We start from the raw sequence: 19,381 nt of genomic DNA, 5'->3' as shown, positions 1-19,381 counted from the left end.
CCTTTCGATTTTCCGCTTCCCCAAGTTCCAGATTCGCTACAGCCCGAAAGGGTAAGTCTCGGGAAGGCCTGTCCCCGCATGCTCCGGCCCAAGCGGCGTCACGGCATTGGTCTCATCGAACCAGACGAAAGCATCGAACTGGCGGGCGAGCGAGGCGTCCGCATAGTGGCTGTGCAGCTCGGTCTCGGGCCGATAGATGACGCCGATAAAGCGTTCCAGCCGGCGCTCCAGAAGCCGTTGGCGCAGCGTGTCGTCGCGCTCGAAATCGAGCAGGAAAGGCGAGACGGCGCTGTCGTGGCAAAGCCGCTCATAGCTGTCGTTGTGGGAAGGCCGAACCGGTTTCACTTCCATGTCGCCGTCCCAGTCGGTGGCAGCGGCCACCGTCCCGGAATGCGTACTGAGCCCAATCAAGGCAGCCTCGTCGCCAAGACGCTGGCGGCAGAGCTGGCCGATGTTCAATTCGTCCCTGACGATCCCCATCTCGGTATAGCGGGCATCGCCAATATGGGAATTATGCGCCCACACCACCGCCTTGGCGTTCGGGCCGCGGGCCTGCAGCAGGTGCTCCAGCGTTTCGAACATGTGGGTGTCGCGCAGGTTCCAGGATTGCGCGCCACCATAATACATGGTGCGGTAATAGCGCTCGGCGGAGGCGACCAGGCGGGCGTTCTGGGTGGCGTCGAGGAAATCGAACCCGTCCTGCTGCGCATAATCGAGCTCTCTGGCAAGCAATTCCCGGCATTGCTCAAGCACGGCCTTCTCGCATTTCTGGTAACCGGAAGTGAGTGCGACACGGCCATAGGTGGCCGGGTCGTTCTGCCACGGAGTCAGGCAGCCGTAGCGTTCGCGTGCGATCCTTGCCGCCTGCGGATCGACCCGGTCGAGATATTGCAGGACCGCCGCGATCGACCCGCCCATATTGTAGATGTCGAGGCCATAGAACCCGGCCCGCCGGGAGGATATCCTGATCCGCTCATTATGCTCTCGCATCCAGTCGACGAACGCCGCGACGTCGGTGTTGCGCCACATCCAGGTGGGAAAGCGCTGGAACGGCGGATCGGCGCCCGGCCGTGGTGGCCGGTGGCGGACGTAACGGTCGATCGCCGCGGCATCGGGCCAGTCGGCCTCGACCGCGACGATGGTGAAGCCATGCTTCTCGATCAGCCTGCGCGTGATCGCCGCGCGCGCACGATAGAACTCCGACGTGCCGTGGCTGGCTTCGCCGAGCAAGACGACGCGGCGGTCGGCAAACCGGTCGAACAGCGCACCGAAGGCCGGATCGTCGAAATCCGGAAGCGGTTCGGCGGCGGCCGCTATCATCTGCGGCAGGCTGCTCCTGCGCTGATGCCGGTGCGGAAGATCGGCCGCTATCTGGCTGTCGCTGCCTGGCTCGCCCCAGCCTTGCTCGCCGATCAGCGGAACAAACCGCACGCCGCCGAAATCCTCCTCGGTGTAAGTTGCTGCGCCGGTCCGGGTGACCTTGAGCAGGCGCTGCGCGTCGAATTCGTCGCCGACCGGGATGATAAGCCGGCCGGCGACGTCGAGCTGTTCCTGCAGAGCGAGCGGTGCGCCGGGGCCAGCGGCGGCAACCAGGATCGCATCGAAGGGTGCAGCCTCTGGCCAGCCCTTGGTGCCGTCGCCGGTGCGGACTGCGATATTGTCGTAGCCAAGCTTTTTAAACCGCTGCCTTGCCGTTGCAGCCAACGCGGCGTGGCGCTCGATGGTGTAGACACGTTCGACGATCCGGCTCATTACGGCAGCCGCATAGCCCGAGCCGGTGCCGATCTCGAGAACATGGTCACCGGCTCCGACCTCGGCCATTTCGATCATCAACGCAACGATATAGGGCTGCGATATCGTCTGACCTTCGGCGATCGGCAGCGGCCCGTCCTCATAGGCAAATTCTTCAAAACCGGGCTCGACGAAAGCCTCGCGCGGGACCTCGCGCATCGCCTGAAGGACATTGCGGTCGCGAATGCCACGGCGGCTTAGGTGAATGTCGACCATCTGGTTGCGGGCATGGGAGAGATCGAGCATTTTTTGCTCCTCCTACGGGCCTCCGCCACAATCGCCCAAGCTGCTCAACGGCACTTTGGCCAGTCGATGTCCCGGGGGCCTCGGCAGTCCCCTTGGATTCATGCAATGCGGTGCATCTTCCTAACCGTTGGCAAGCCCCGAGGTTCCTCAAAAGACCGACCCGCTTTTTGTCGGGCGAGGCGGATTGCAGGATCGGCGAGCGGGAGCTGGCCGCGCCCGCCCAAACTTATTTCGAGGCAAATCCTTTCTCCGAGGCGACGCCACTCCAGATAACGACGGACGAGGGTATTCCGGAGGCATTTCCATGAACGACGAGGCCCGCACCACTGCGCAAACAACCGGCCTTGACCAGATGGATCTGATGGACCGCTACTGGCGCGCCGCGAACTACATTTCGGTTGGCCAGATCTATCTGCTCGACAATCCGCTCTTGCGCGAGCCCTTGCGGCCCGAGCACATCAAGCCACGGCTGCTCGGCCATTGGGGCACGACGCCCGGCCTCAATTTCATCTATGTGCATCTGAACCGGATCATCCGTGAACGTGGTCTCGATGTTCTTTTCATCTGCGGGCCGGGTCACGGCGGCCCGGCAATGGTCGCGAACACCTGGCTCGAGGGCACCTACAGCGAAATTTATCCCGAGATCGGCAGGGATGAAGACGGCCTGCGAAAGCTGTTCCGGCAGTTCTCGTTCCCCGGTGGTGTGCCGAGCCACGCTGCCCCGGAGACACCCGGCTCGATCCACGAAGGCGGAGAGCTCGGCTATGCGCTGGTCCATGCCTTCGGCGCCGCCTTCGACAATCCGAACCTTGTGGTTGCCTGCGTCGTCGGCGACGGCGAAGCCGAGACCGGCCCGCTCGCCGCGGCCTGGCATTCCAACAAGTTCCTGAACCCGGCATCCGACGGTGCCGTCCTGCCGATCCTGCATCTCAACGGCTACAAGATCGCCAGCCCCACGATCCTCGGCCGTATGGAAGACGAGGCGTTGCGCAGCCTGTTCCTCGGCTATGGCTACGAAACCTTTTTCGTGGAAGGCCACGAGCCTGCCCCGATGCATCGGGAGATGGCCCGCACGCTCGATACCGTGCTCGACCGGATCCACTCCATCCAGGAGCCTGCACGAGCCGCGGGCTGGAAGGGAGAGCGGCCGCTGTGGCCGATGATCGTGCTGCGCAGCCCAAAGGGCTGGACCGGGCCGAAAGAGGTCGACGGCAGACGAGTCGAGGATTTCTGGCGCTCGCACCAGGTCCCGGTGTCGAACGCACGCGGCGATGCGGCGCACCGCCAGATCCTCGAAGACTGGATGCGCAGCTACGAACCGAAGACGCTGTTCGATGAAGGCGGGCATCTCCTGGCGGAGCTCGCGGCGCTGGCGCCCACAGGGCCAAGACGCATGGGCGCAATCCCCTACGCCAATGGCGGCCTGCTGAAGCAAGACCTCGTGCTTCCCGACTGGAAAGGCCTGGCGCTCGACGTACCGCGTCCGGGCGGCACTGTTGGGGAGGCAACGCGGACCGTGGGGAGCTATCTTCGCGACGTGATCCGCTTGAACGCCGAGGCCAGGAATTTCCGGCTGATGGGACCCGACGAGACGTCCTCGAACCGCCTCGACGACGTGTTCGAGGTTACGGACCGGGTCTGGATGGAGCGGATCGAGCCTTACGACGTTCATCTTTCCCGCGGCGGCCGCGTCATGGAAGTGCTCAGCGAGCACCTTTGCCAAGGCTGGCTGGAGGGCTATCTGCTGACCGGCCGCCACGGCCTGTTCTCGTGCTACGAGGCGTTCGTCCACATCGTCGATTCCATGGTCAACCAGCACGCCAAATGGCTGAAGACCTCCGGCGAACTTGCCTGGCGCAAGCCGATCGCCTCGCTAAACTACCTGCTGACCTCGCATGTCTGGCGGCAAGATCACAACGGCTTCAGCCATCAGGATCCGGGCTTTGCCGATTTCGTCGCCAACAAGAAGGCCGACACGGTAAGGCTCTATTTCCCGCCGGATGCAAACACGCTGCTGTGGATCACCGACCATTGCCTGAAAACCTACAACCGCATCAACGTCATCGTCGCCGGCAAGCAGCTGGCGCCGCAATGGCTGTCCGCCGAGGACGCGGAAGCGCACTGCAAGGCCGGCGCGGGCATCTGGGAATGGGCCGGGACGGTTGCCAAGGGCGAAGATCCGGATGTGGTCCTGGCTTGCGCCGGCGACGTGCCGACGCTGGAGACGCTTGCCGCAGCCGACATCCTGCGCTCGGGCGTTCCGGACCTGAAGATCCGCGTCGTCAATGTCGTCGACCTGATGATTTTGCAGTCGAATTCCGAACATCCGCATGGCTTTGCCGACGACAGATTCGACGCGCTGTTCACCAAGGCCAAGCCGGTCATCTTCGCCTATCACGGCTACCCCTATCTCATTCACCGTCTGACCTATCGGCGCGCCAACCACGACGACATGCATGTGCATGGCTTTCGCGAGGAAGGCACGACGACGACGCCGTTCGATATGGTCGTGCTTAACCAGCTCGACCGCTATCATCTGGCGCTCGCCGCGATCGCGCGTGTGCCGGGGCTGGCCGAGCGGGCGAAGGAGCTTGCCGCGGCGCTGCATGGGAAATTAGCTGAGCACAAGGCCTATGTCCGCGAACATGGCGAGGACATGCCCGAGATCCAGAAATGGTCCTGGCCACAGGACGGCGCGACAAGGGCCGGCGATTGATGCTACGATCGATCCTTGCGTTGAATGCCGGCTCGTCGAGCATCAAGTTCGGACTTTACGACCTTGCAGCATCCGCCGAGCTGGATCTTGCGTCGCGCGGTTCGCTGGATCTGGGCGATGCGCCAAGGCTGACCGCAAAAGCCGCCGATGGCGAGCTGCAGTGCGATCGGCCACTTGCCGCGGACGCATCGCCCGACATGGGCCTCGGCCAGATGCTGCAATGGATCGAGAACGAACTTGGCGGAAGGAAACTGATCGCCGCCGGCCATCGCATCGTCCATGGCGGACGCGAGTTCGTCGAACCTGTCCGCCTGACGCCGACAGTTATCGAGGCTCTCGACAGGCTGACGCCGCTTGCGCCACTGCACCAGCCGCGCAGCCTCGCACCAATCCGGGCGCTTGCCGCGCTGCGGCCCGACCTGCCGCAGGTCGGATGCTTCGACACGGCCTTCCATAGGACCATCGAGCCTCTGGTCAGCCGTTTTGCGCTGCCGCGCCGCTATGAGGCAGACGGCATCCACCGCTACGGCTTTCACGGGCTTTCCTACGAATATGTCGCGGGCCGGCTCAAGCAGATATCGCCCGATCTGGCGGCGAAAAGAACCATCGTCGCCCATCTCGGCAACGGGGCGAGCCTGTGCGCCATGCGCGACGGGAGAAGCGTCGATACGACGATGGGCTTTTCGGCGCTTGACGGCCTGGTCATGGGCACACGCTGCGGCGCCATCGATCCGGGCGTGCTTTTGTACCTCCTGCTGGAAAGAGGCGTTTCGGGAGAGGCGCTGCAAGACATGCTCTACGAGGAATCCGGCCTGCTCGGCGTGTCCGGCATTTCCGGCGACATGCGCACGCTGGAGGCCAGCGATGACCGCCGGGCGCGCGAAGCGGTGGAGCTTTTCGCCTTCCGCGCCGCCAGGGAAGTTGCCGCCCTCGCCAATACGCTGGGCGGGCTGGAATGCCTGGTCTTCACCGGCGGCATCGGCGAGCACTCTGCCGCGGCCCGCAAAGCGATTTGCGGCAGGCTTGGCTGGCTCGGCGTGGCGATCGACGAAGCCGACAACAGCTCCCATGAAGCGCTCATAAGCCAGGCGGACAGCAAGGTCGAAGTCCGCGTCATCGCAACCGACGAAGAAGGTGTAATCGCCCGCCACACGCGCAAGGTGATCGACGGGCCTGGCTGATGCGGATGGCCTTGAATGGCGCTTGCTCGGCCGGCTACGTCGCGACGGCGGCCGATCTGTTGAACACGATGGTCACCCGCGTTCCTTTGCCGGGGGCACAATCCACCTCGAACCGGGCTTTGGCATTTTCAATCAGCGATTGAGCGATCAACGCGCCGAGCTTGCCGGGTTTCGGCCAGGTCTCGCCTTCGGGCAGGCCGATGCCGTCATCGGCGACTACGATGCGAAAACCGTCTCCGTCGACGACGCTGCGCAGCGTGATCGTCCCGCCTTCGCGACCCAGAAAGGCGTGTTTCAGCGCGTTCGTCAAAAGCTCATTGACCACCAGACCCGTTGGCATCGCCACGTTGATGGACACGGGATAGGTATCGACCTTCATGTCCAGCCGGATGCCCTGCATGGCGTGCGACGTCATCACGGCGGAAGCGATCTGGCTGAGATAGACGCCAAGGTCCACTTCGGCCTTCTGTTCGTCGACCGACAGCGTCTGGTAGAGAATTGCGAGCGCATCGACGCGGCCGGCGAGGCGCTCGAAGCGTTTCTGATCGGGTGACGCCGCACTGCGGGCCTCCAATCTGATGAGAGCCGTGATCATCTGGAGATTGTTCTTCATCCGATGCTGCAACTCGCGCAGCAGCATGTCCTTTTCCCGAATGCGTTGTTCGATGGCCTCGCTGTCGCTTGCCTTGTGCGCGGTAACGTCGACAAGGGCGACCAGTCGAAAGGACCGTCGCCCGCGCTCGTCCTCGATCAGGTTCGAATAGACATCGACGATGGCTGGCGCTGCGGCAGCACGTTGTATCCTGAATGTTCCCGCACGATCGATATCCTCGACGATGGCCCGGGCCAGCGGCCGGTCCTTGTATTCGCTCAAGCCTTCTCCGCTCAGTGCGGCCCAGTTCCAGCGCTCGAGCTCGGCGACGGATACGCCTGACAATTTCTGGAACTCGGAATTGACATAGACGACACGTTCGTCGCCGCTGAGATCGGAAATTGCGATCGCGATCGGCAGCTGGTCGAGAAATCTCTTGAATTGTTCGCTATCCAGCACGCCCGCCAGATGCGGGGTATCGAGCAATTGCTGGAGCTGCTCGGTTTTTTCGACTTCGGCGGGCATTCCAGGCTTTCGATGTTTCCGGTGAAACCATGATCAATATCAGGTCGCTCACCAACTGCGAAGTCCGCTCATTGCCGCGCGGCTACGAATGGCGGAGAGCCGAGATCATGGTTGAGAAGCGTCGGAAGACTCAGCTCGAATGGCTCTGCTCGACCAGATGGTATTTATACCGGTCGCGAATATGTTCGTTGAAGAACCGGCCCTTCGACGAAGCCTTGCGGAACGCGGCGTGGACCTGCGGCGGAACGTCCTCGTAATCATAGCGGTTTCCGCTCGGGACGAACCACACCGAGAGTACCCTCGTCGCCGGCTGGTAGTCGATGTTTCTGATCGCAGTTGAAGGCATCTCGACAGCTCCAATGCTCGGCAGTGCTCCAATCCACGCCATCGTGTGAATAACCCTGCACGGAGAGCGAGGTTCCTTGCTGCCGAAGCAGCCTTGCCGCTACGGGCCGGCTTCACCAAGTACAGTTGATGCCACCGCTCAAGACATCGGCTGCAGCCCGTCAGGGCGATCTCTTTGCCGCCACCGACGACCTGCCGAAAGGATTCCGCTACCGGCCCGAACTGATCACGCCGGACGAGGAAGCAGCGTTGGCAAGCCAGCTCGACGGCCTGCCTTTTCAGCCCTTCGACTTTCACGGCCATCTGGCAAACCGGCGGGTGGTCGGCTTCGGGCTGCGTTACGACTACGACCGGCGCGAAGTCGTCGAAGCACCGCCGATACCCGGCTTTCTGCTGCCGCTCAGGGACAAAGTTGCAGCCTTTGCCCGCCTGCCGGCCGAAACGTTCGTGCAGGTGCTGATCAACGAGTACCGGCCGGGCGCCGGTATCGGCTGGCATCGCGACAAGCCTCATTTCGAAGTGGTCGCCGGCGTTTCGCTGCTGGCCGCCTGCAGCTTCCGCCTGCGCCGGAAAAACGGCACGCGATGGGATCGCAAGACGGTCACCGTCGAGCCAAGATCAGCCTATTTGATGACGGGTGCTGCGCGCAACGAATGGGAGCACAGCATTCCGCCGGTCGCCGAGCACCGCTATTCGATCACATTGCGCACGTTGCGCGCTCAAAATTCGCTTGGGATAGCGCCGTAAGGCAAGCCAGGCGCCGCCCTGAAGTACTGAGCCGATACGATTTCATGGGTCGCCATGCCGACCGGCCAAATCCGCCAGCATGGCGCGCTGGCCTTTCAGTATCTTGAGGTTGGCTTCAGGCAGGGAGAACCAGCCCGCTCTGTCGACTTCGGCAAATTCCTTCATCGAGCCGGACCTTGGCGGCCATTCCATGACGAAGGTGTTGCTGCTTATGGCGTCGCTGTCGAAGTCCGCTTCGACGCACCACGCGACGACGAGCTTGCCGCCCGGCTGCCGGTAGCTGCCAAGGTGTTCGAAAACTCCATCGATGGCGACCCCGAGCTCCTCTTCGGCTTCGCGTTTTGCCGCCGTCAGTTCGTCTTCGTTCTCGTCGACCAGGCCCTTCGGGATCGACCATGCGCCGTCGTCCTTCTTCGCCCAGAATGGGCCGCCGGGATGCACCAGCAGCACCTGAAGTGACCCTCGGCTTTGGCGATAAATGAGCAACCCTGCGCTGCGTTTGGCCATTCCGCTATTCCCCTGACGAAAATGAACCGAATGTTCTCGTCCGGGCCGGCGTACGGACCAGCCTGCCACGGCGGAACGATTTCGGCTCGCAGCCGTTCCGTCCGTTCGGCAAATGAGTGATTGACATGGCGACGCCGCGAGCTGCCTGGAAGGGCTTTATGAAGGTCGGATCGGTTTCCTGTGGCGTCAAGATCATCGGCGCCGTCAGCGAGGCCGAGAAAGTGCATTTCAGGATCCTGAACCGCAAGGACGGTCTCCCGGTCAAGAGCGCTTATATCGACGAGGAGACCGGCGATACGGTGGAGGCTGCCGACCAGGTAAAGGGCTATGAAGTCGAGAAGGGCGAATTCATCCGCATAGAGCCGGACGAAATCAAGAAACTAAAGATGGTATCGCAGCACACGCTCGAGATCGGCGAGTTTGTGCCCACCGCCGAAATCGACGCACGCTACCTCGAAAAGCCCTATTATCTGGTTCCGGCCGACGCGCCCTCCACTGAGGCCTTCGCGGTGATCCGGGACGCCATGGCCAGGAAGAAAGTGGCAGCCCGGTCCTGCGTCGTGCTGTACCAGCGAGGCCGAGAGGTGCTGATCCAGCCGCTGGGCAAGGGCATGGTGATGACGGAATTACGCAACCACAATGAAGTGGTCGCAACCGACGCGGTGTTCGAAGGACTGAAGGCTCGCAAGGTCGATCCCGAGATGCTGGAAATCGCGCAATTGCTGATCGACAAGAAGCCCGCCAAATTCGACCCGTCGAAGTTCGAAGACACTTATGAACAGGCGCTGGTTGCGATGATCGAAGCCAAGCGCAAGGGCAAGAAACCGCCCAAGCCGGCACCTGCGCCGAGGACGAATGTCGTCAACCTCGCCGATATTCTGCGCAGAAGCCTGGCGCAGGAAGGCGGCAAGGCGCCTAACAAAGGCCCGGGAACGGCCGCGAAACGCAGATCAGCCTGAATGTCCGAAAGCGGATCGAACGGAACCGAAAACGCTCGCGCGCATTTAGATGACGTAGCAATCCGTCGGCAAGCCAAGCGGAGCGGGGGACTGGTGGACGTCGTTGAACTAAAGACTGGCGGAATCCCGCAAGTTTCCTCCGCCGATCTGATGCAGGCGTTGCCTGTGGCTGTCTACACCACCGACAGACAAGGCTACGTCACCTTCTTCAATGAAGCCGCTGCCGATCTCTGGGGATATCGTCCGGTTATCGGCCAGGACCGCTGGTGCGGATCATGGAAGCTTCGCCACCTCGACGGACGGCCGATGGCGCACGACGAATGTCCGATGGCCGTTGCCTTGCTGGAGGAGCGGGACGTTCCTGGGGGCCGGGCGATCGCCGAGCGGCCGGACGGCCAGTTCATCCCGTTCAGCGCGCATCCGGTCCTGCTTCGCGATGCGAACGGTGAGGTCGTCGGCGCCATCAACACCTTGCTCGACCTGCGCACCCAGGCACTGGCTGACGACGCCAGCATAAGGCTCGCTGCCATCGTCGAATCTTCGATGGACGCGATCGTGTCGAAAGACCTGAACGGCATTATCACCAGCTGGAACGACGCGGCACAACGCCTGTTCGGCTACACGCCCGCGGAGGCGATCGGTCGCCCAGTGACGATGCTCATCCCGCCCGACCACCTGGATGAGGAGGCCATGATCATCAGCCGCATTCGCGCCGGCGAACGGATTCCTTCATATGAGACTATCCGGCAGCGCAAGGACGGCACCCTGGTTCCGGTTTCGCTCACCATCTCGCCGATACGCGACGGCACTGGGCGTATCGTCGGCGCTTCCAAGATCGCGCGCGACATCAGCCCGCACAAGGACAGCGAACGGCGTATCCGCACACTCATGCGCGAAGTCAACCATCGCGTTAAAAACCAGTATTCGGTGATCGTCTCGATGATCCGCGAGACCAGCAAGCTGGCGGGTACGCCAGAGGCTTTCCTTTCCCAGGTCCGGGAACGCATCATGGCACTTTCGGAATCACACGATCTGCTGGTCGATGCCGAATGGCGTGGCGCGACTATCGGCGAACTAATCCATGCCCAGACCAAGGCCTTCGCGACACAGGCCAGGCTGTCGATGAGCGGGCCGATGATCATGCTGCAGCCGAATGCGGTGCAATATCTCGGCATTGCCTTTCACGAGCTGGCCACCAATTCGGTAAAGCACGGAGCGCTGTCGCGCCTCGACGGGCGGGTCGAGGTCGAATGGACCGTGACGCCAGCCGCCGATGGCAGCGACGGCTTCCGCCTTGTCTGGCGGGAACTGGACGGACCATTGGTCGATGAAAACACGCGACGCGGTTTCGGAACGGTCGTGCTCAAACGCGTCACCCCGCAGGCGCTCAGCGGCACCGGCCGCCTGGAATTTGAGAGGCACGGCATCACCTGGACGCTGGAAGCGCCGCTGCGCTTCGTTCAGATGTCGATGGCTGGCATTGCGGCTGATTGAAGGCCGCTACCGCGGCTTGGAGGCCGTGTGCCAACGTAATCCCTATGGCAGCAATCAGGAGGAGCCGCGATGAGTTGGCTGGGCACCTGGCGGAACCAGTACGGGTCGGTCGTCGAACTGACCAGCGAAGAGGGCGGACGGATCCGCGGAACCTTCAGGACGGCGCTGGAGGACAGCGCCTTCTTCGGCACGACGGTGCCGCTGTTCGGAGCCTGCCATGGAGATGTCATCGGATTCACCTGCGCGGCCGAAGGGCGTGTCGGAGCCGCAGCGGTGAGCTATACCGGCATCCTCAGGGAGGGGAAGCTGGAGATGCTATGGCACACCGTTGCGGATGCCGCTTTGTCGGCGGAAAAGGAAGGGGCGCCGGCCCGAGCCAGGAAACTCCCCGCCTGGCGTGCCTTTGGAACCAGCCTCGACAGTTTTGAACGCGTCTCCTGATTATCGCGCCCGCCACCGCGGCATTCAGCTCGCAAGCGAGGCAGCAGGGTCCCGCGGCGCGTAGGAACTCGCACTGACAATGGCGCGTTGGTGCGCCAGGACATGTGCTGTTCGTTACGGGATCGACCCAATGAGCGTGCTTTATCGCGCAGCGAAAATCGCCGAACAGGCTCATGCCGGGCAGACGGACAAGACAGGGCGGCCTTATATCGAACATTGCCGCCGGGTCGTCGATGCCGTCGAAACGCTCGACCAGAAAGCCATCGCCTATCTTCACGACGTCATCGAAAAAGGCGACGGCTGGAACCGCGACCGGCTTGAGGCGGCCGGGTTCGGGCCGTCCATCGTATCGGCCGTCGACGCACTGACACGGCGGCCGAACGAGGACGATTCCGTGTTCGTTCGCAGGGCTGCGGCCAACCCGCTGGCGTTGCCGGTCAAGCGCGCCGATCTTGTCGACAATCTATGGCAGGCACGGCAGATCGGTGCCTCGACAGAGAAATACGAAGCCGGCCTGCGCATTCTCAGAGAAGAGTTCGCGAGCTGACGGAAGGCTGGCGCCTGTCGCCGATGTGGGTCTATTCGGTGACGTGCGGCGTATGCCGCTTGTCCTCCGCGGGATCGGCCTCAATCCGCGCCCGGCCGGGATCGAACGCGCCGTGGCGGGCGATCGCCAGTGCCGGGGTGTCGGGCGTCTCGTGGGCCCACATGAAGTCTTCTGCCGACGAGCCGACCGCATGAACACGCCAATAGCTTGCCGTGCCCTTCAGCGGGCTGTGGCTCGTTGTGTTCGTCTTCTCCAGAAGGTCGAAATAGATGTCCTCGAAGGGTATGTAGAAGACAGGATCGTGACCGTCTTCGTAGAGCAGCTTTGCCCGCGCGCTCGATGCAATAATGGCGTCGGAGAACCGAACGGTTACGGTTCCATCGAACGGGACAATCCTGAGCGGGCCTGGCTGGGGGGCGGAATTTGCGGCTAAGGGCTGCATTCGACTTCTCCGTAGACTGCGCTGCCCTCCCGAAACGTGTTGTTGCCCGTCAGGGTTCCAGACCGCGCGCCGAGGCCGGTGGTGGAACGGTTTTGCAAGGTTCGTCGTTGTTTCAGACCTCCGCACGCGCCATAATCGCAATGGCCGCCACTCGCCGACTCAACAGCAAATGGATCAGATGCTGGATCGATCGCCTACCCTTCCAAGGTCGCTTGGCGCTGCGCTGCGAAGGGAAGTGCCGCGGTTTACGGCGCCCGGCAATGAAATTTCGTGCACCACGGTTGCATCCTACAATGTGCATAAATGCGTCGGCACCGATGGCAGGTTCGATCCGGAGCGGGTCGCGGCCGTGGTCAAGGAACTCGACGCCGATATCATTGCTTTGCAGGAGGCCGACGAAAGAACCGGAAGCAGGCAGGGTTTGCTCGATCTCGCAGCGCTCGAGCGGGACAGCGACCTCGTCCCCACACATGTCCCGGAAAACCGCCGCAGCCATGGCTGGCACGGAAATCTGATCCTGGCGCGCCGCGGCGTGGTCGAAAGCGTGAACCAGATCCGGCTGCCCGGCCTTGAGCCGCGCGGTGCGGTCATCGCGGATCTGGAGCTGAAGGGCGTCTCGCTCAGGATCATAGCCGCACATTTTGGCCTGCTGCGGCGGTCGCGCTCGCAGCAGGCCAACGCGCTGGTCGAAGCCACGCACCCGGTTCTGCGGCCAACAATCCTGCTTGGCGACCTCAACGAATGGCGCGTCCGCAACAGGTCTTCGCTGCTGGCCCTGCTGCCGCATTTCGGTCCGATCGATGCGGTTCTGCCGAGCTTTCCGTCGCGCTTTCCGCTTTTTGCGCTCGACCGCATCCTGGCCAGGCCGCCGCACCTGATTTCCAGCATCGAGGTGCACAAGACGCCGCTGGCGCAGCGGGCTTCCGATCATCTGCCGATCAAGGCCCGGCTGAACCTGGACGCGATACGGCAGCCACGACTGCAACCAGAATGAACCTGAAGGGTTGTTAGTCAGATTTCAGACGGTTTGCTTCGCTGACGTTTGCCGGTGCACTTGATGGATACAGCCATTTCGCGGTTTGCCCGGGACAAGATCGCGGCCGACAATACCGGGTTGCTGCTGATCGCCGACAATTATGACGCGTTTGCCGCGCGAATCCTTGCTGCGCGCAGTGCCACAAGCAGCCTCGACCTGATGTATTATCTCTGGCACGACGACCATAGCGGCCGGCTGCTTATGCAGGAGGTCGTCAAGGCGGCGGAGCGCGGTGTCCGCGTCCGAATGCTGCTGGACGATATCAATCCGCGCAACAGCGACGCCGCTTACCTGGCGCTCAACAGCTACAGGAACATCGAGCTGAGGCTCTTCAATCCCAGCGGCATGAGGAACGGCAGCATCTTTCGCTCGCTGGAGATGGTCGCCCGGCTGTTTGCGATGACCCGCCGCATGCACAACAAGGCCTGGATCGCCGATGAGGGCCTGGCCATCGTCGGCGGAAGGAACATCGGCGATGCCTATTTCGACGCTGCCGAGACGAATTTTCGCGATCTCGACCTGTTGCTTCTCGGTCCTGCCGTAGAGCAGACGATGCGTATCTTCGAGGCGTTCTGGAATTGCGAGGCGGCAAAGCCGATTCAGCTGCTCAACCCGGCTGCGGTGGGTTCGCGCGCCGATTTCCTCAACAATCTCGATGCGACCACGGATGGCCAGCTTTTGAACAGCCTCCGTGCCTGGCGCACGATCACGGAGTTCATTGTAGCGCACAGCGACGTCTGCTGGACGAAAGGCGTTCGCGTCATTTCCGATCCGCCGGAAAAGGTGCGCGGCAAGAGGCGCAGGAACTGGCTGACAAAGGAGCTGCTTCCCGCTATCGCGGCGACCAGGCAGCGCCTCGAAATTGTCTCGCCCTATTTCATCCCCAGCCGCACCGGGTTGGCCATCCTGTCGAAGCTGGTGGACCGTGGCGCCGAGGTTGCAATCCTGACCAACTCGCTCGCCGCGACGGACGTCGCCGCCGTGCACGGCGCCTATGCCAAATACCGCCGCAAGCTGCTTAAAAAAGGTATCCAGCTTTTCGAATTGCAGCCCTTCGACCGCCAGGCCAACATCTCCGTTTTCGGCTCAAAGGGAGCCAGCCTGCATACCAAGGCCTTTACGGTCGACGACACGCTGGGGTTTGTCGGTTCCTTCAATTTCGATCCGCGTTCGGTGTCGTTGAATGCGGAAATGGGCGTGCTTTTCCACGATATCAATCTGGTAATGGAGTTGCGCCGGCTGTTCGAGCACGAAAAGTCACCGCAGACGAGCTACCAGCTGGTCCTGGACAAAGGCGCCTTGCGGTGGCTCGGCTTGGCGGATGGCGAGATGCGGCGATATTCGCGTGAACCGGAGGCCAGTCTCTATCGGCGCATCGTTGCAGCGCTGGTTGGGTGCCTGCCGATCGAATCGCAATTGTAGAAGCGACGGATTTGTTGGAACGCGACACTTTGTCGGAACGGAAATGCGGGATCACGAGTTGTAATCCGGTCCGGAGCATGCCGATGAAGACCACGCTATACAGTTTTCTTGCCGAGCTCTTGCCGTTCTGGATGGCGCATAAACGCAAAATGCGTGCCGACCGTGTCGCTGAGCGGCCGACACGATCTGCCGCAGGTGACGATGTTCGGCCGTCAGGCGACCCGAACCGCGCAACACCGGCGCGACGGCGCAACGCGTCTTAGGGCGGGATGCCTGCAAATTACACCCCGCCCCAAATGTCTGGTTAGCGGCATTCTGCGACGCCAAATGATTTCGCTTGACTGCAAAGCTCTAGCTCTTTGGCGATCACGCTATCGTTAAGTATCGCTGTTTGAAATTCGGCGTTGCCAAGCATCCATTTTGCAGCACGTACGTTAATGACACTACAGTTTGCCGCTACAGGTGAGCACCATGAGTGCTAATGCGATAGAATTCTTGCAGGACTGGATTCACGAAAACGTTCATGTGCCGCCGCCTCCGATCAGGCTTGAAAAGGAGGCGGAAATCCTCGCCAGGGAATGTAAGCAAGAGGCGGCCAACGCCGGGGTACCCATCGAAGACATCGAGGAAGAGGTTGGCGACCTCAAGGATCTGCTGGTCGCCAAGCTCGAAGACGCAGCCGAGGACGAGGCCAGGCAACTCAATGGCAGGGGCAGCGACATGAATAGGACGGCTGGAGCCAGCCGTCGGGCGACACTGCAGAACAATCTGTGATTCAGGGCGGGCCGAACAAATGCGCCGCTGAGGACGCCGCAATCTCCTGGGCATTTTCAGCGGGTTCGTACTGCAGCGGGTTGCCGTGGCTCAGACTTCGCACAATCCGCTCCGGACTGAAGGAATGACGCCATGGCATAAACCTTTTCGCCGGACATGCGTTGTTGGGTTTCAAGCCAGGGAGATGACCATGCAGATGAAATCGGAAATCGCCGGCGAGGCCGCCAAGCAGCGGCATATCCAGCGCCGTATCGACGAGAAGGACAAGTCCAAATCCAATGGCAAGCAAAAAGGCGCTATGCAGGCCGGCGCCCGCAAATATCCCGAGCCGCCCTTCCCCGAGCAGCACCAGCCGAAGCCGGGGCATGAATGGGCGATCGAGCCGGCGCCGCTTTATGATGCGCCATTTTACATCGGATCGAAAAAGCTCGACGGCAAAGTGGCCGTCATTACCGGCGGCGATTCAGGCATCGGCCGTGCGGTGGCCGTGCTCTATGCGCGTGAAGGCGCCGATGTGGCGATCGTCTATCTCTCGGAGGACAAGGACGCCGAAGAGACCAAAAGGGCCGTCGAAGCCGAAGGCCGGCGCTGCATCCTGATCAAAGCCGATGTCAGCGAACGCGACCACTGCCACAACGCGGTGGCTGAGGTCGTGCAGGAGTTTGGGCGCATCGACGTGCTGGTCAACAATGCCGCTTTCCAGATCCACTCCAGCGATTTCAGCGAGCTCACCGAGGAGCATTTCGACACGACGCTGAAGACCAACCTCTACGGCTATTTCCACATGGCGCAGGAGGCGGTACCGCACATGAAACCCGGTTCGGCGATCATCAACACCGGTTCAGTGACCGGCATCGAGGGCTCGAAGCAACTGGTCGACTACTCCATGACCAAGGGCGGCATTCATGCCTTCACCCGCGCGCTCTCAGGCAACCTTGTCGACAAGGGCATACGGGTCAACGCCGTGGCGCCGGGGCCGGTTTGGACGCCGCTCAACCCCTCGGACAAGGAAGCCGGCGATGTTTCGAAATTTGGCGCGGATACGCCGATGAAACGGCCGGCCCAGCCGGAGGAGATCGCGCCGGCCTACGTGTTCCTCGCCTCGTCACATTGCTCGAGCTATATTACCGGCGAGATATTGCCGATCGTGGGCGGCTACTGACGGCATGTATTTCGTTGCCCTGGCCACTGACTATGACGGCACGCTGGCGCATGAAGGGGTCGTTGCCGAGAAGACGCTTGCGGCGCTTGAACGCTTCAAGAAGAGCGGCCGCAAACTCATTCTCGTCACCGGGCGCGAGCTGCCCGACCTCAAACGCGTCTTTCCCGAAGTCGCGATCTTCGACAAGGTGGTCGCGGAAAACGGGGCGCTGATCTACACGCCGGCCAGCGAGGAGGAGCGGACGATATCTCCGCCGCCCGCCCCCGAGCTCATCGCCAAACTCAGGAAACGCGGTGTCAAACCGCTTTCGGTCGGACGCTCGATCGTCGCAACCTGGGAACCGCATCAGGCTACCGCGCTCGAGGTCATCAAGAAATTGGGGCTGGAGCTGGAAATCATCTTCAACAAGGGCGCGGTGATGATCCTGCCCAGCGGCATCAACAAGGCGACCGGCCTGACAGCCGCGCTTCAGGACCTCAGATTGTCGCCGCACAACGTCGTCGGTGTCGGCGACGCCGAAAACGACCACGCCTTCCTGCGCGCCTGCGGCTTCAGCGTCGCCGTCGACAACGCACTGCCGGCAGTCAAGGAAACGGCGGATCTCGTGACACGCGGCGCGCGCGGAAAAGGCGTCGAGGAACTGATCGCCAAGGTGGTGGAGCGCGATCGCGAGCTTGTGCCGAGCCGCGACGGCATTGTGCTTGGCTCGGAGGACGGCAAGGAGGTGTATCTGTCGCCAACCGATACGGTGCTGATCGCCGGGAGCTCCGGCATCGGCAAATCGACCCTGGCGACCGCACTGACGGAGCGCTTCGTCGAGAGAAAGTTCCAGTTCTGCATCTTCGATCCGGAAGGCGACTACGATGGCCTCGAAGGCGCGGTCCGGCTGGGCGACGGCTCGAACGCGCCGACGAAAACGCAATTGCTCGATCTCCTGGAGAAGCCCGACAACAATCTTGTCGTCAATGGCCTGGCGCTGCGTGTCAACGAGCGGCCGGACTTCTTTGCCGACCTGCTGCCGGGCCTCGGCAGTCTTCGTTTCCGTACGGCACGACCGCACTGGCTGATCATCGACGAGGCGCATCACCTCCTGCCGAAGCGGCGCGACGATACCCCAATGGTGCTGGCGATGGAATTGCCCGGCACGATCCTGATCACGGTTCATCCGGACGCGATCTCAACCGATGCATTGCGGCTGGTCACCGCCGTCATCGCACTCGGCCCCAAGGCAAAAAAGGTCATCAAGACGTTCTGCCGCGAGACCGGCACCGAATCGCCAAAGGACAAGGATCTGAGCTCGCCAAAAGACGAGCGCGTGCTGTTCTGGCGGCCGCAGGCGCACAAGAAACCTGCCATGGTCGAGCCGATCGAGCCGCGGCAGTCGCTCAAGCGCCACAGCCGCAAATATGCCGAGGGCCAGCTCGACGAGAAGGGCAGCTTCTATTTCCGCGGCCCCGACAATGCAATGAACCTCCGCGCCCATAATCTGATGATTTTCGCCCAGATCGCCGAGGGCATCGACGACAGGACCTGGGAACATCATCTGCGCGCCGGCGACTATTCCGAATGGTTTCGCCACCAGATCAGGGACAAGGAACTGGCGCGCGAGACCGCGGAGGCGGAGAAAGACGGCACACTTTCGGCGCAGGAGAGCCGCAACCACATCCTGGACGCAGTGCGCCGCCGCTATACCGCGCCCGCCACCGCGCCAAAGGAATAGATGCAAACGGCGCCCAGCCGTGGAACCTCATCCGCCAAAACGAAATTGTGTTCTATCGGGCGCCAGATCCAATCAATGCCGAATAATTGCCCCGGAAAGAGACGATGGATGAGCAGCGACCCGGACAAGAATGGTCCTGTCTTTTCGGCGGAGCAGGCGCGGCAGGGCGAGATCCTGCGGACGCGGGCGCGCCGGATCATTTTCATCGCCGGCCTGGTGGGTCTCGTCTTTCTGGCATTGCTGGTGTGGTGGGTTTGAATTCCTGACGGCTGGAGCGAAATCATGAAATCACAGCTTGTTGCCGAAAGCGCCGGGCAGAGAACGTTTGTGGTTGTGCTTGATCCCGGCGAAGAGGCGTTTGCGCAACTGACGTCGTTTGCGGTCGAGCGTGGCGTCGGCGGCGCGTCGCTGACTGCGCTCGGCGCTTTCGAAAGGGCAACCGTCGGCTGGTTCGACCCTGGAGAAAGGACCTACCGGAAAATCCCCATCCAGGAACAGTGCGAAGTGCTGAGCGCGATCGGCGATGTTGCCATCGGCGACGACGGCAGGCCCAGCCTGCACGTCCACGCAGTCCTTGGATTGAGTGACGGCACCACGAGGGGTGGTCATCTGCTGGACGGAATCGTGCGGCCGACGCTCGAGGTCACATTGGTGGAGACGCCTGGCCATCTGCGCCGCAGGCATCATCCCGAACTCGGCGTCGCCCTGATCGACCTGGAGCCTTGATCCGAGCC

At 62.1% G+C, this 19,381-nt stretch carries 19 protein-coding genes; 14 read left to right on the top strand and 5 right to left on the bottom strand.

Annotation, left to right across the window (positions count from 1 at the left end; translation table 11 throughout):
• Positions 1-36 precede the first annotated feature (36 nt).
• The gene (locus NKJ72_RS10400; RefSeq protein ID WP_352476944.1) at positions 37-2,037 is read right to left on the bottom strand and encodes a protein-L-isoaspartate(D-aspartate) O-methyltransferase; all 2,001 of its coding nucleotides are present in this window, start codon (positions 2,035-2,037) and stop codon (positions 37-39) included.
• Positions 2,038-2,341: 304 nt separating this feature from the next.
• On the opposite strand from NKJ72_RS10400, the gene NKJ72_RS10395 reads away from it, so the two are divergent.
• Together NKJ72_RS10395 and NKJ72_RS10390 are read left to right on the top strand one after the other, a co-directional pair.
• Positions 2,342-4,753 carry a phosphoketolase family protein gene (locus NKJ72_RS10395; protein WP_352476943.1) on the top strand — a complete coding sequence of 804 codons (2,412 nt, stop codon included), beginning with the start codon at positions 2,342-2,344 and terminating at the stop codon, positions 4,751-4,753.
• Complete coding sequence (locus NKJ72_RS10390) at positions 4,753-5,934, top strand: acetate/propionate family kinase (RefSeq protein ID WP_352477097.1); 1,182 nt, start codon at positions 4,753-4,755, stop codon at positions 5,932-5,934. Before NKJ72_RS10395 ends, NKJ72_RS10390 begins: the two co-directional genes overlap by 1 nt.
• Before the next feature lie 34 nt (positions 5,935-5,968).
• Here NKJ72_RS10390 and NKJ72_RS10385 read toward each other — a convergent pair whose 3' ends face one another.
• Together NKJ72_RS10385 and NKJ72_RS10380 are read right to left on the bottom strand one after the other, a co-directional pair.
• A complete protein-coding gene (locus NKJ72_RS10385) occupies positions 5,969-7,051 on the bottom strand; it encodes a sensor histidine kinase (protein ID WP_352476942.1) in 1,083 nt (360 codons plus the stop codon).
• 130 nt (positions 7,052-7,181) lie between these two features.
• Complete coding sequence (locus NKJ72_RS10380; protein WP_352476940.1) at positions 7,182-7,397, bottom strand: KTSC domain-containing protein; 216 nt, start codon at positions 7,395-7,397, stop codon at positions 7,182-7,184.
• A 128-nt stretch (positions 7,398-7,525) separates the two neighbouring features.
• Between NKJ72_RS10380 and NKJ72_RS10375 the strand changes: the two genes are divergently transcribed.
• Positions 7,526-8,143 carry an alpha-ketoglutarate-dependent dioxygenase AlkB gene (locus NKJ72_RS10375; RefSeq protein ID WP_352476939.1) on the top strand — a complete coding sequence of 206 codons (618 nt, stop codon included), beginning with the start codon at positions 7,526-7,528 and terminating at the stop codon, positions 8,141-8,143.
• A gap of 42 nt (positions 8,144-8,185) precedes the next feature.
• Here the strand turns inward: NKJ72_RS10375 and NKJ72_RS10370 are convergent, their stop codons facing one another.
• Positions 8,186-8,650, bottom strand: a complete 465-nt coding sequence (locus NKJ72_RS10370) for an NUDIX hydrolase (RefSeq protein WP_352476938.1) — start codon at positions 8,648-8,650, stop codon at positions 8,186-8,188.
• A 125-nt stretch (positions 8,651-8,775) separates the two neighbouring features.
• On the opposite strand from NKJ72_RS10370, the gene ku reads away from it, so the two are divergent.
• The 4 genes from ku to NKJ72_RS10350 all read left to right on the top strand — a co-directional run bounded on the left by ku (position 8,776) and on the right by NKJ72_RS10350 (position 12,091).
• The gene (ku, locus tag NKJ72_RS10365; protein ID WP_352476937.1) at positions 8,776-9,609 is read left to right on the top strand and encodes a non-homologous end joining protein Ku; all 834 of its coding nucleotides are present in this window, start codon (positions 8,776-8,778) and stop codon (positions 9,607-9,609) included.
• A 93-nt stretch (positions 9,610-9,702) separates the two neighbouring features.
• A complete protein-coding gene (locus NKJ72_RS10360; RefSeq protein WP_352476936.1) occupies positions 9,703-11,103 on the top strand; it encodes a PAS domain-containing HWE histidine kinase family protein in 1,401 nt (466 codons plus the stop codon).
• A gap of 69 nt (positions 11,104-11,172) precedes the next feature.
• Positions 11,173-11,544, top strand: a complete 372-nt coding sequence (locus NKJ72_RS10355; protein ID WP_352476935.1) for an avidin/streptavidin family protein — start codon at positions 11,173-11,175, stop codon at positions 11,542-11,544.
• A 130-nt stretch (positions 11,545-11,674) separates the two neighbouring features.
• The gene (locus NKJ72_RS10350) at positions 11,675-12,091 is read left to right on the top strand and encodes an HD domain-containing protein (RefSeq protein WP_352476934.1); all 417 of its coding nucleotides are present in this window, start codon (positions 11,675-11,677) and stop codon (positions 12,089-12,091) included.
• A gap of 31 nt (positions 12,092-12,122) precedes the next feature.
• On the opposite strand, the gene NKJ72_RS10345 is transcribed toward NKJ72_RS10350, so the two are convergent.
• Positions 12,123-12,533 carry a DUF427 domain-containing protein gene (locus NKJ72_RS10345; RefSeq protein WP_352476933.1) on the bottom strand — a complete coding sequence of 137 codons (411 nt, stop codon included), beginning with the start codon at positions 12,531-12,533 and terminating at the stop codon, positions 12,123-12,125.
• Between the two features lie 178 nt (positions 12,534-12,711).
• Here NKJ72_RS10345 and NKJ72_RS10340 point away from each other — a divergent pair, with 178 nt between their 5' ends.
• The 7 genes from NKJ72_RS10340 (at position 12,712) to NKJ72_RS10310 (ending at position 19,373) form a co-directional block, all read left to right on the top strand.
• Entirely contained in the window at positions 12,712-13,527 is an 816-nt protein-coding gene (locus NKJ72_RS10340) for an endonuclease/exonuclease/phosphatase family protein (protein ID WP_302893445.1), read from the top strand.
• Between the two features lie 63 nt (positions 13,528-13,590).
• Positions 13,591-14,991: a phospholipase D family protein gene (locus tag NKJ72_RS10335; protein ID WP_352476932.1), complete on the top strand. Its 1,401-nt coding sequence runs from the start codon at positions 13,591-13,593 to the stop codon at positions 14,989-14,991.
• Between the two features lie 471 nt (positions 14,992-15,462).
• The gene (locus NKJ72_RS10330) at positions 15,463-15,765 is read left to right on the top strand and encodes a hypothetical protein (protein ID WP_254815768.1); all 303 of its coding nucleotides are present in this window, start codon (positions 15,463-15,465) and stop codon (positions 15,763-15,765) included.
• A gap of 190 nt (positions 15,766-15,955) precedes the next feature.
• Positions 15,956-16,927 (top strand): SDR family oxidoreductase, encoded by a 972-nt coding sequence (locus NKJ72_RS10325; RefSeq protein WP_352476931.1) that lies wholly within the window; start codon positions 15,956-15,958, stop codon positions 16,925-16,927.
• A 4-nt stretch (positions 16,928-16,931) separates the two neighbouring features.
• Positions 16,932-18,647 (top strand): HAD family hydrolase, encoded by a 1,716-nt coding sequence (locus NKJ72_RS10320; protein ID WP_352476930.1) that lies wholly within the window; start codon positions 16,932-16,934, stop codon positions 18,645-18,647.
• A gap of 108 nt (positions 18,648-18,755) precedes the next feature.
• Complete coding sequence (locus tag NKJ72_RS10315; protein WP_352476929.1) at positions 18,756-18,905, top strand: peptide ABC transporter permease; 150 nt, start codon at positions 18,756-18,758, stop codon at positions 18,903-18,905.
• Between the two features lie 24 nt (positions 18,906-18,929).
• Positions 18,930-19,373 carry a PPC domain-containing DNA-binding protein gene (locus NKJ72_RS10310; RefSeq protein WP_254815764.1) on the top strand — a complete coding sequence of 148 codons (444 nt, stop codon included), beginning with the start codon at positions 18,930-18,932 and terminating at the stop codon, positions 19,371-19,373.
• The last annotated feature ends 8 nt before the right edge of the window (positions 19,374-19,381 follow it).

The sequence above is a fragment of the Mesorhizobium sp. M0045 genome, from assembly GCF_040323385.1.
Taxonomy (GTDB): domain Bacteria; phylum Pseudomonadota; class Alphaproteobacteria; order Rhizobiales; family Rhizobiaceae; genus Mesorhizobium.
The sequence above is the reverse complement of the archived record's forward strand: the minus strand, read 5'-3'. Positions and strand labels throughout refer to the sequence as shown.

Excerpts from the sequence above, each read along its gene's own strand:
- NKJ72_RS10375 (WP_352476939.1), top strand. The coding sequence starts at position 7,526 with ATGCCACCGCTCAAGACATCGGCTGCAGCCCGTCAGGGCGATCTCTTT.
- NKJ72_RS10325 (WP_352476931.1), top strand. The coding sequence starts at position 15,956 with ATGCAGATGAAATCGGAAATCGCCGGCGAGGCCGCCAAGCAGCGGCAT.
- NKJ72_RS10310 (WP_254815764.1), top strand. The coding sequence starts at position 18,930 with ATGAAATCACAGCTTGTTGCCGAAAGCGCCGGGCAGAGAACGTTTGTG.
- NKJ72_RS10355 (WP_352476935.1), top strand. The coding sequence starts at position 11,173 with ATGAGTTGGCTGGGCACCTGGCGGAACCAGTACGGGTCGGTCGTCGAA.
- NKJ72_RS10345 (WP_352476933.1), bottom strand. The coding sequence starts at position 12,533 with ATGCAGCCCTTAGCCGCAAATTCCGCCCCCCAGCCAGGCCCGCTCAGG.
- NKJ72_RS10315 (WP_352476929.1), top strand. The coding sequence starts at position 18,756 with ATGAGCAGCGACCCGGACAAGAATGGTCCTGTCTTTTCGGCGGAGCAG.
- NKJ72_RS10370 (WP_352476938.1), bottom strand. The coding sequence starts at position 8,650 with ATGGCCAAACGCAGCGCAGGGTTGCTCATTTATCGCCAAAGCCGAGGG.
- NKJ72_RS10385 (WP_352476942.1), bottom strand. The coding sequence starts at position 7,051 with ATGCCCGCCGAAGTCGAAAAAACCGAGCAGCTCCAGCAATTGCTCGAT.
- ku (WP_352476937.1), top strand. The coding sequence starts at position 8,776 with ATGGCGACGCCGCGAGCTGCCTGGAAGGGCTTTATGAAGGTCGGATCG.
- NKJ72_RS10390 (WP_352477097.1), top strand. The coding sequence starts at position 4,753 with ATGCTACGATCGATCCTTGCGTTGAATGCCGGCTCGTCGAGCATCAAG.
- NKJ72_RS10395 (WP_352476943.1), top strand. The coding sequence starts at position 2,342 with ATGAACGACGAGGCCCGCACCACTGCGCAAACAACCGGCCTTGACCAG.
- NKJ72_RS10335 (WP_352476932.1), top strand. The coding sequence starts at position 13,591 with ATGGATACAGCCATTTCGCGGTTTGCCCGGGACAAGATCGCGGCCGAC.
- NKJ72_RS10330 (WP_254815768.1), top strand. The coding sequence starts at position 15,463 with ATGAGTGCTAATGCGATAGAATTCTTGCAGGACTGGATTCACGAAAAC.
- NKJ72_RS10380 (WP_352476940.1), bottom strand. The coding sequence starts at position 7,397 with ATGCCTTCAACTGCGATCAGAAACATCGACTACCAGCCGGCGACGAGG.
- NKJ72_RS10350 (WP_352476934.1), top strand. The coding sequence starts at position 11,675 with ATGAGCGTGCTTTATCGCGCAGCGAAAATCGCCGAACAGGCTCATGCC.
- NKJ72_RS10340 (WP_302893445.1), top strand. The coding sequence starts at position 12,712 with ATGCTGGATCGATCGCCTACCCTTCCAAGGTCGCTTGGCGCTGCGCTG.
- NKJ72_RS10320 (WP_352476930.1), top strand. The coding sequence starts at position 16,932 with ATGTATTTCGTTGCCCTGGCCACTGACTATGACGGCACGCTGGCGCAT.
- NKJ72_RS10400 (WP_352476944.1), bottom strand. The coding sequence starts at position 2,037 with ATGCTCGATCTCTCCCATGCCCGCAACCAGATGGTCGACATTCACCTA.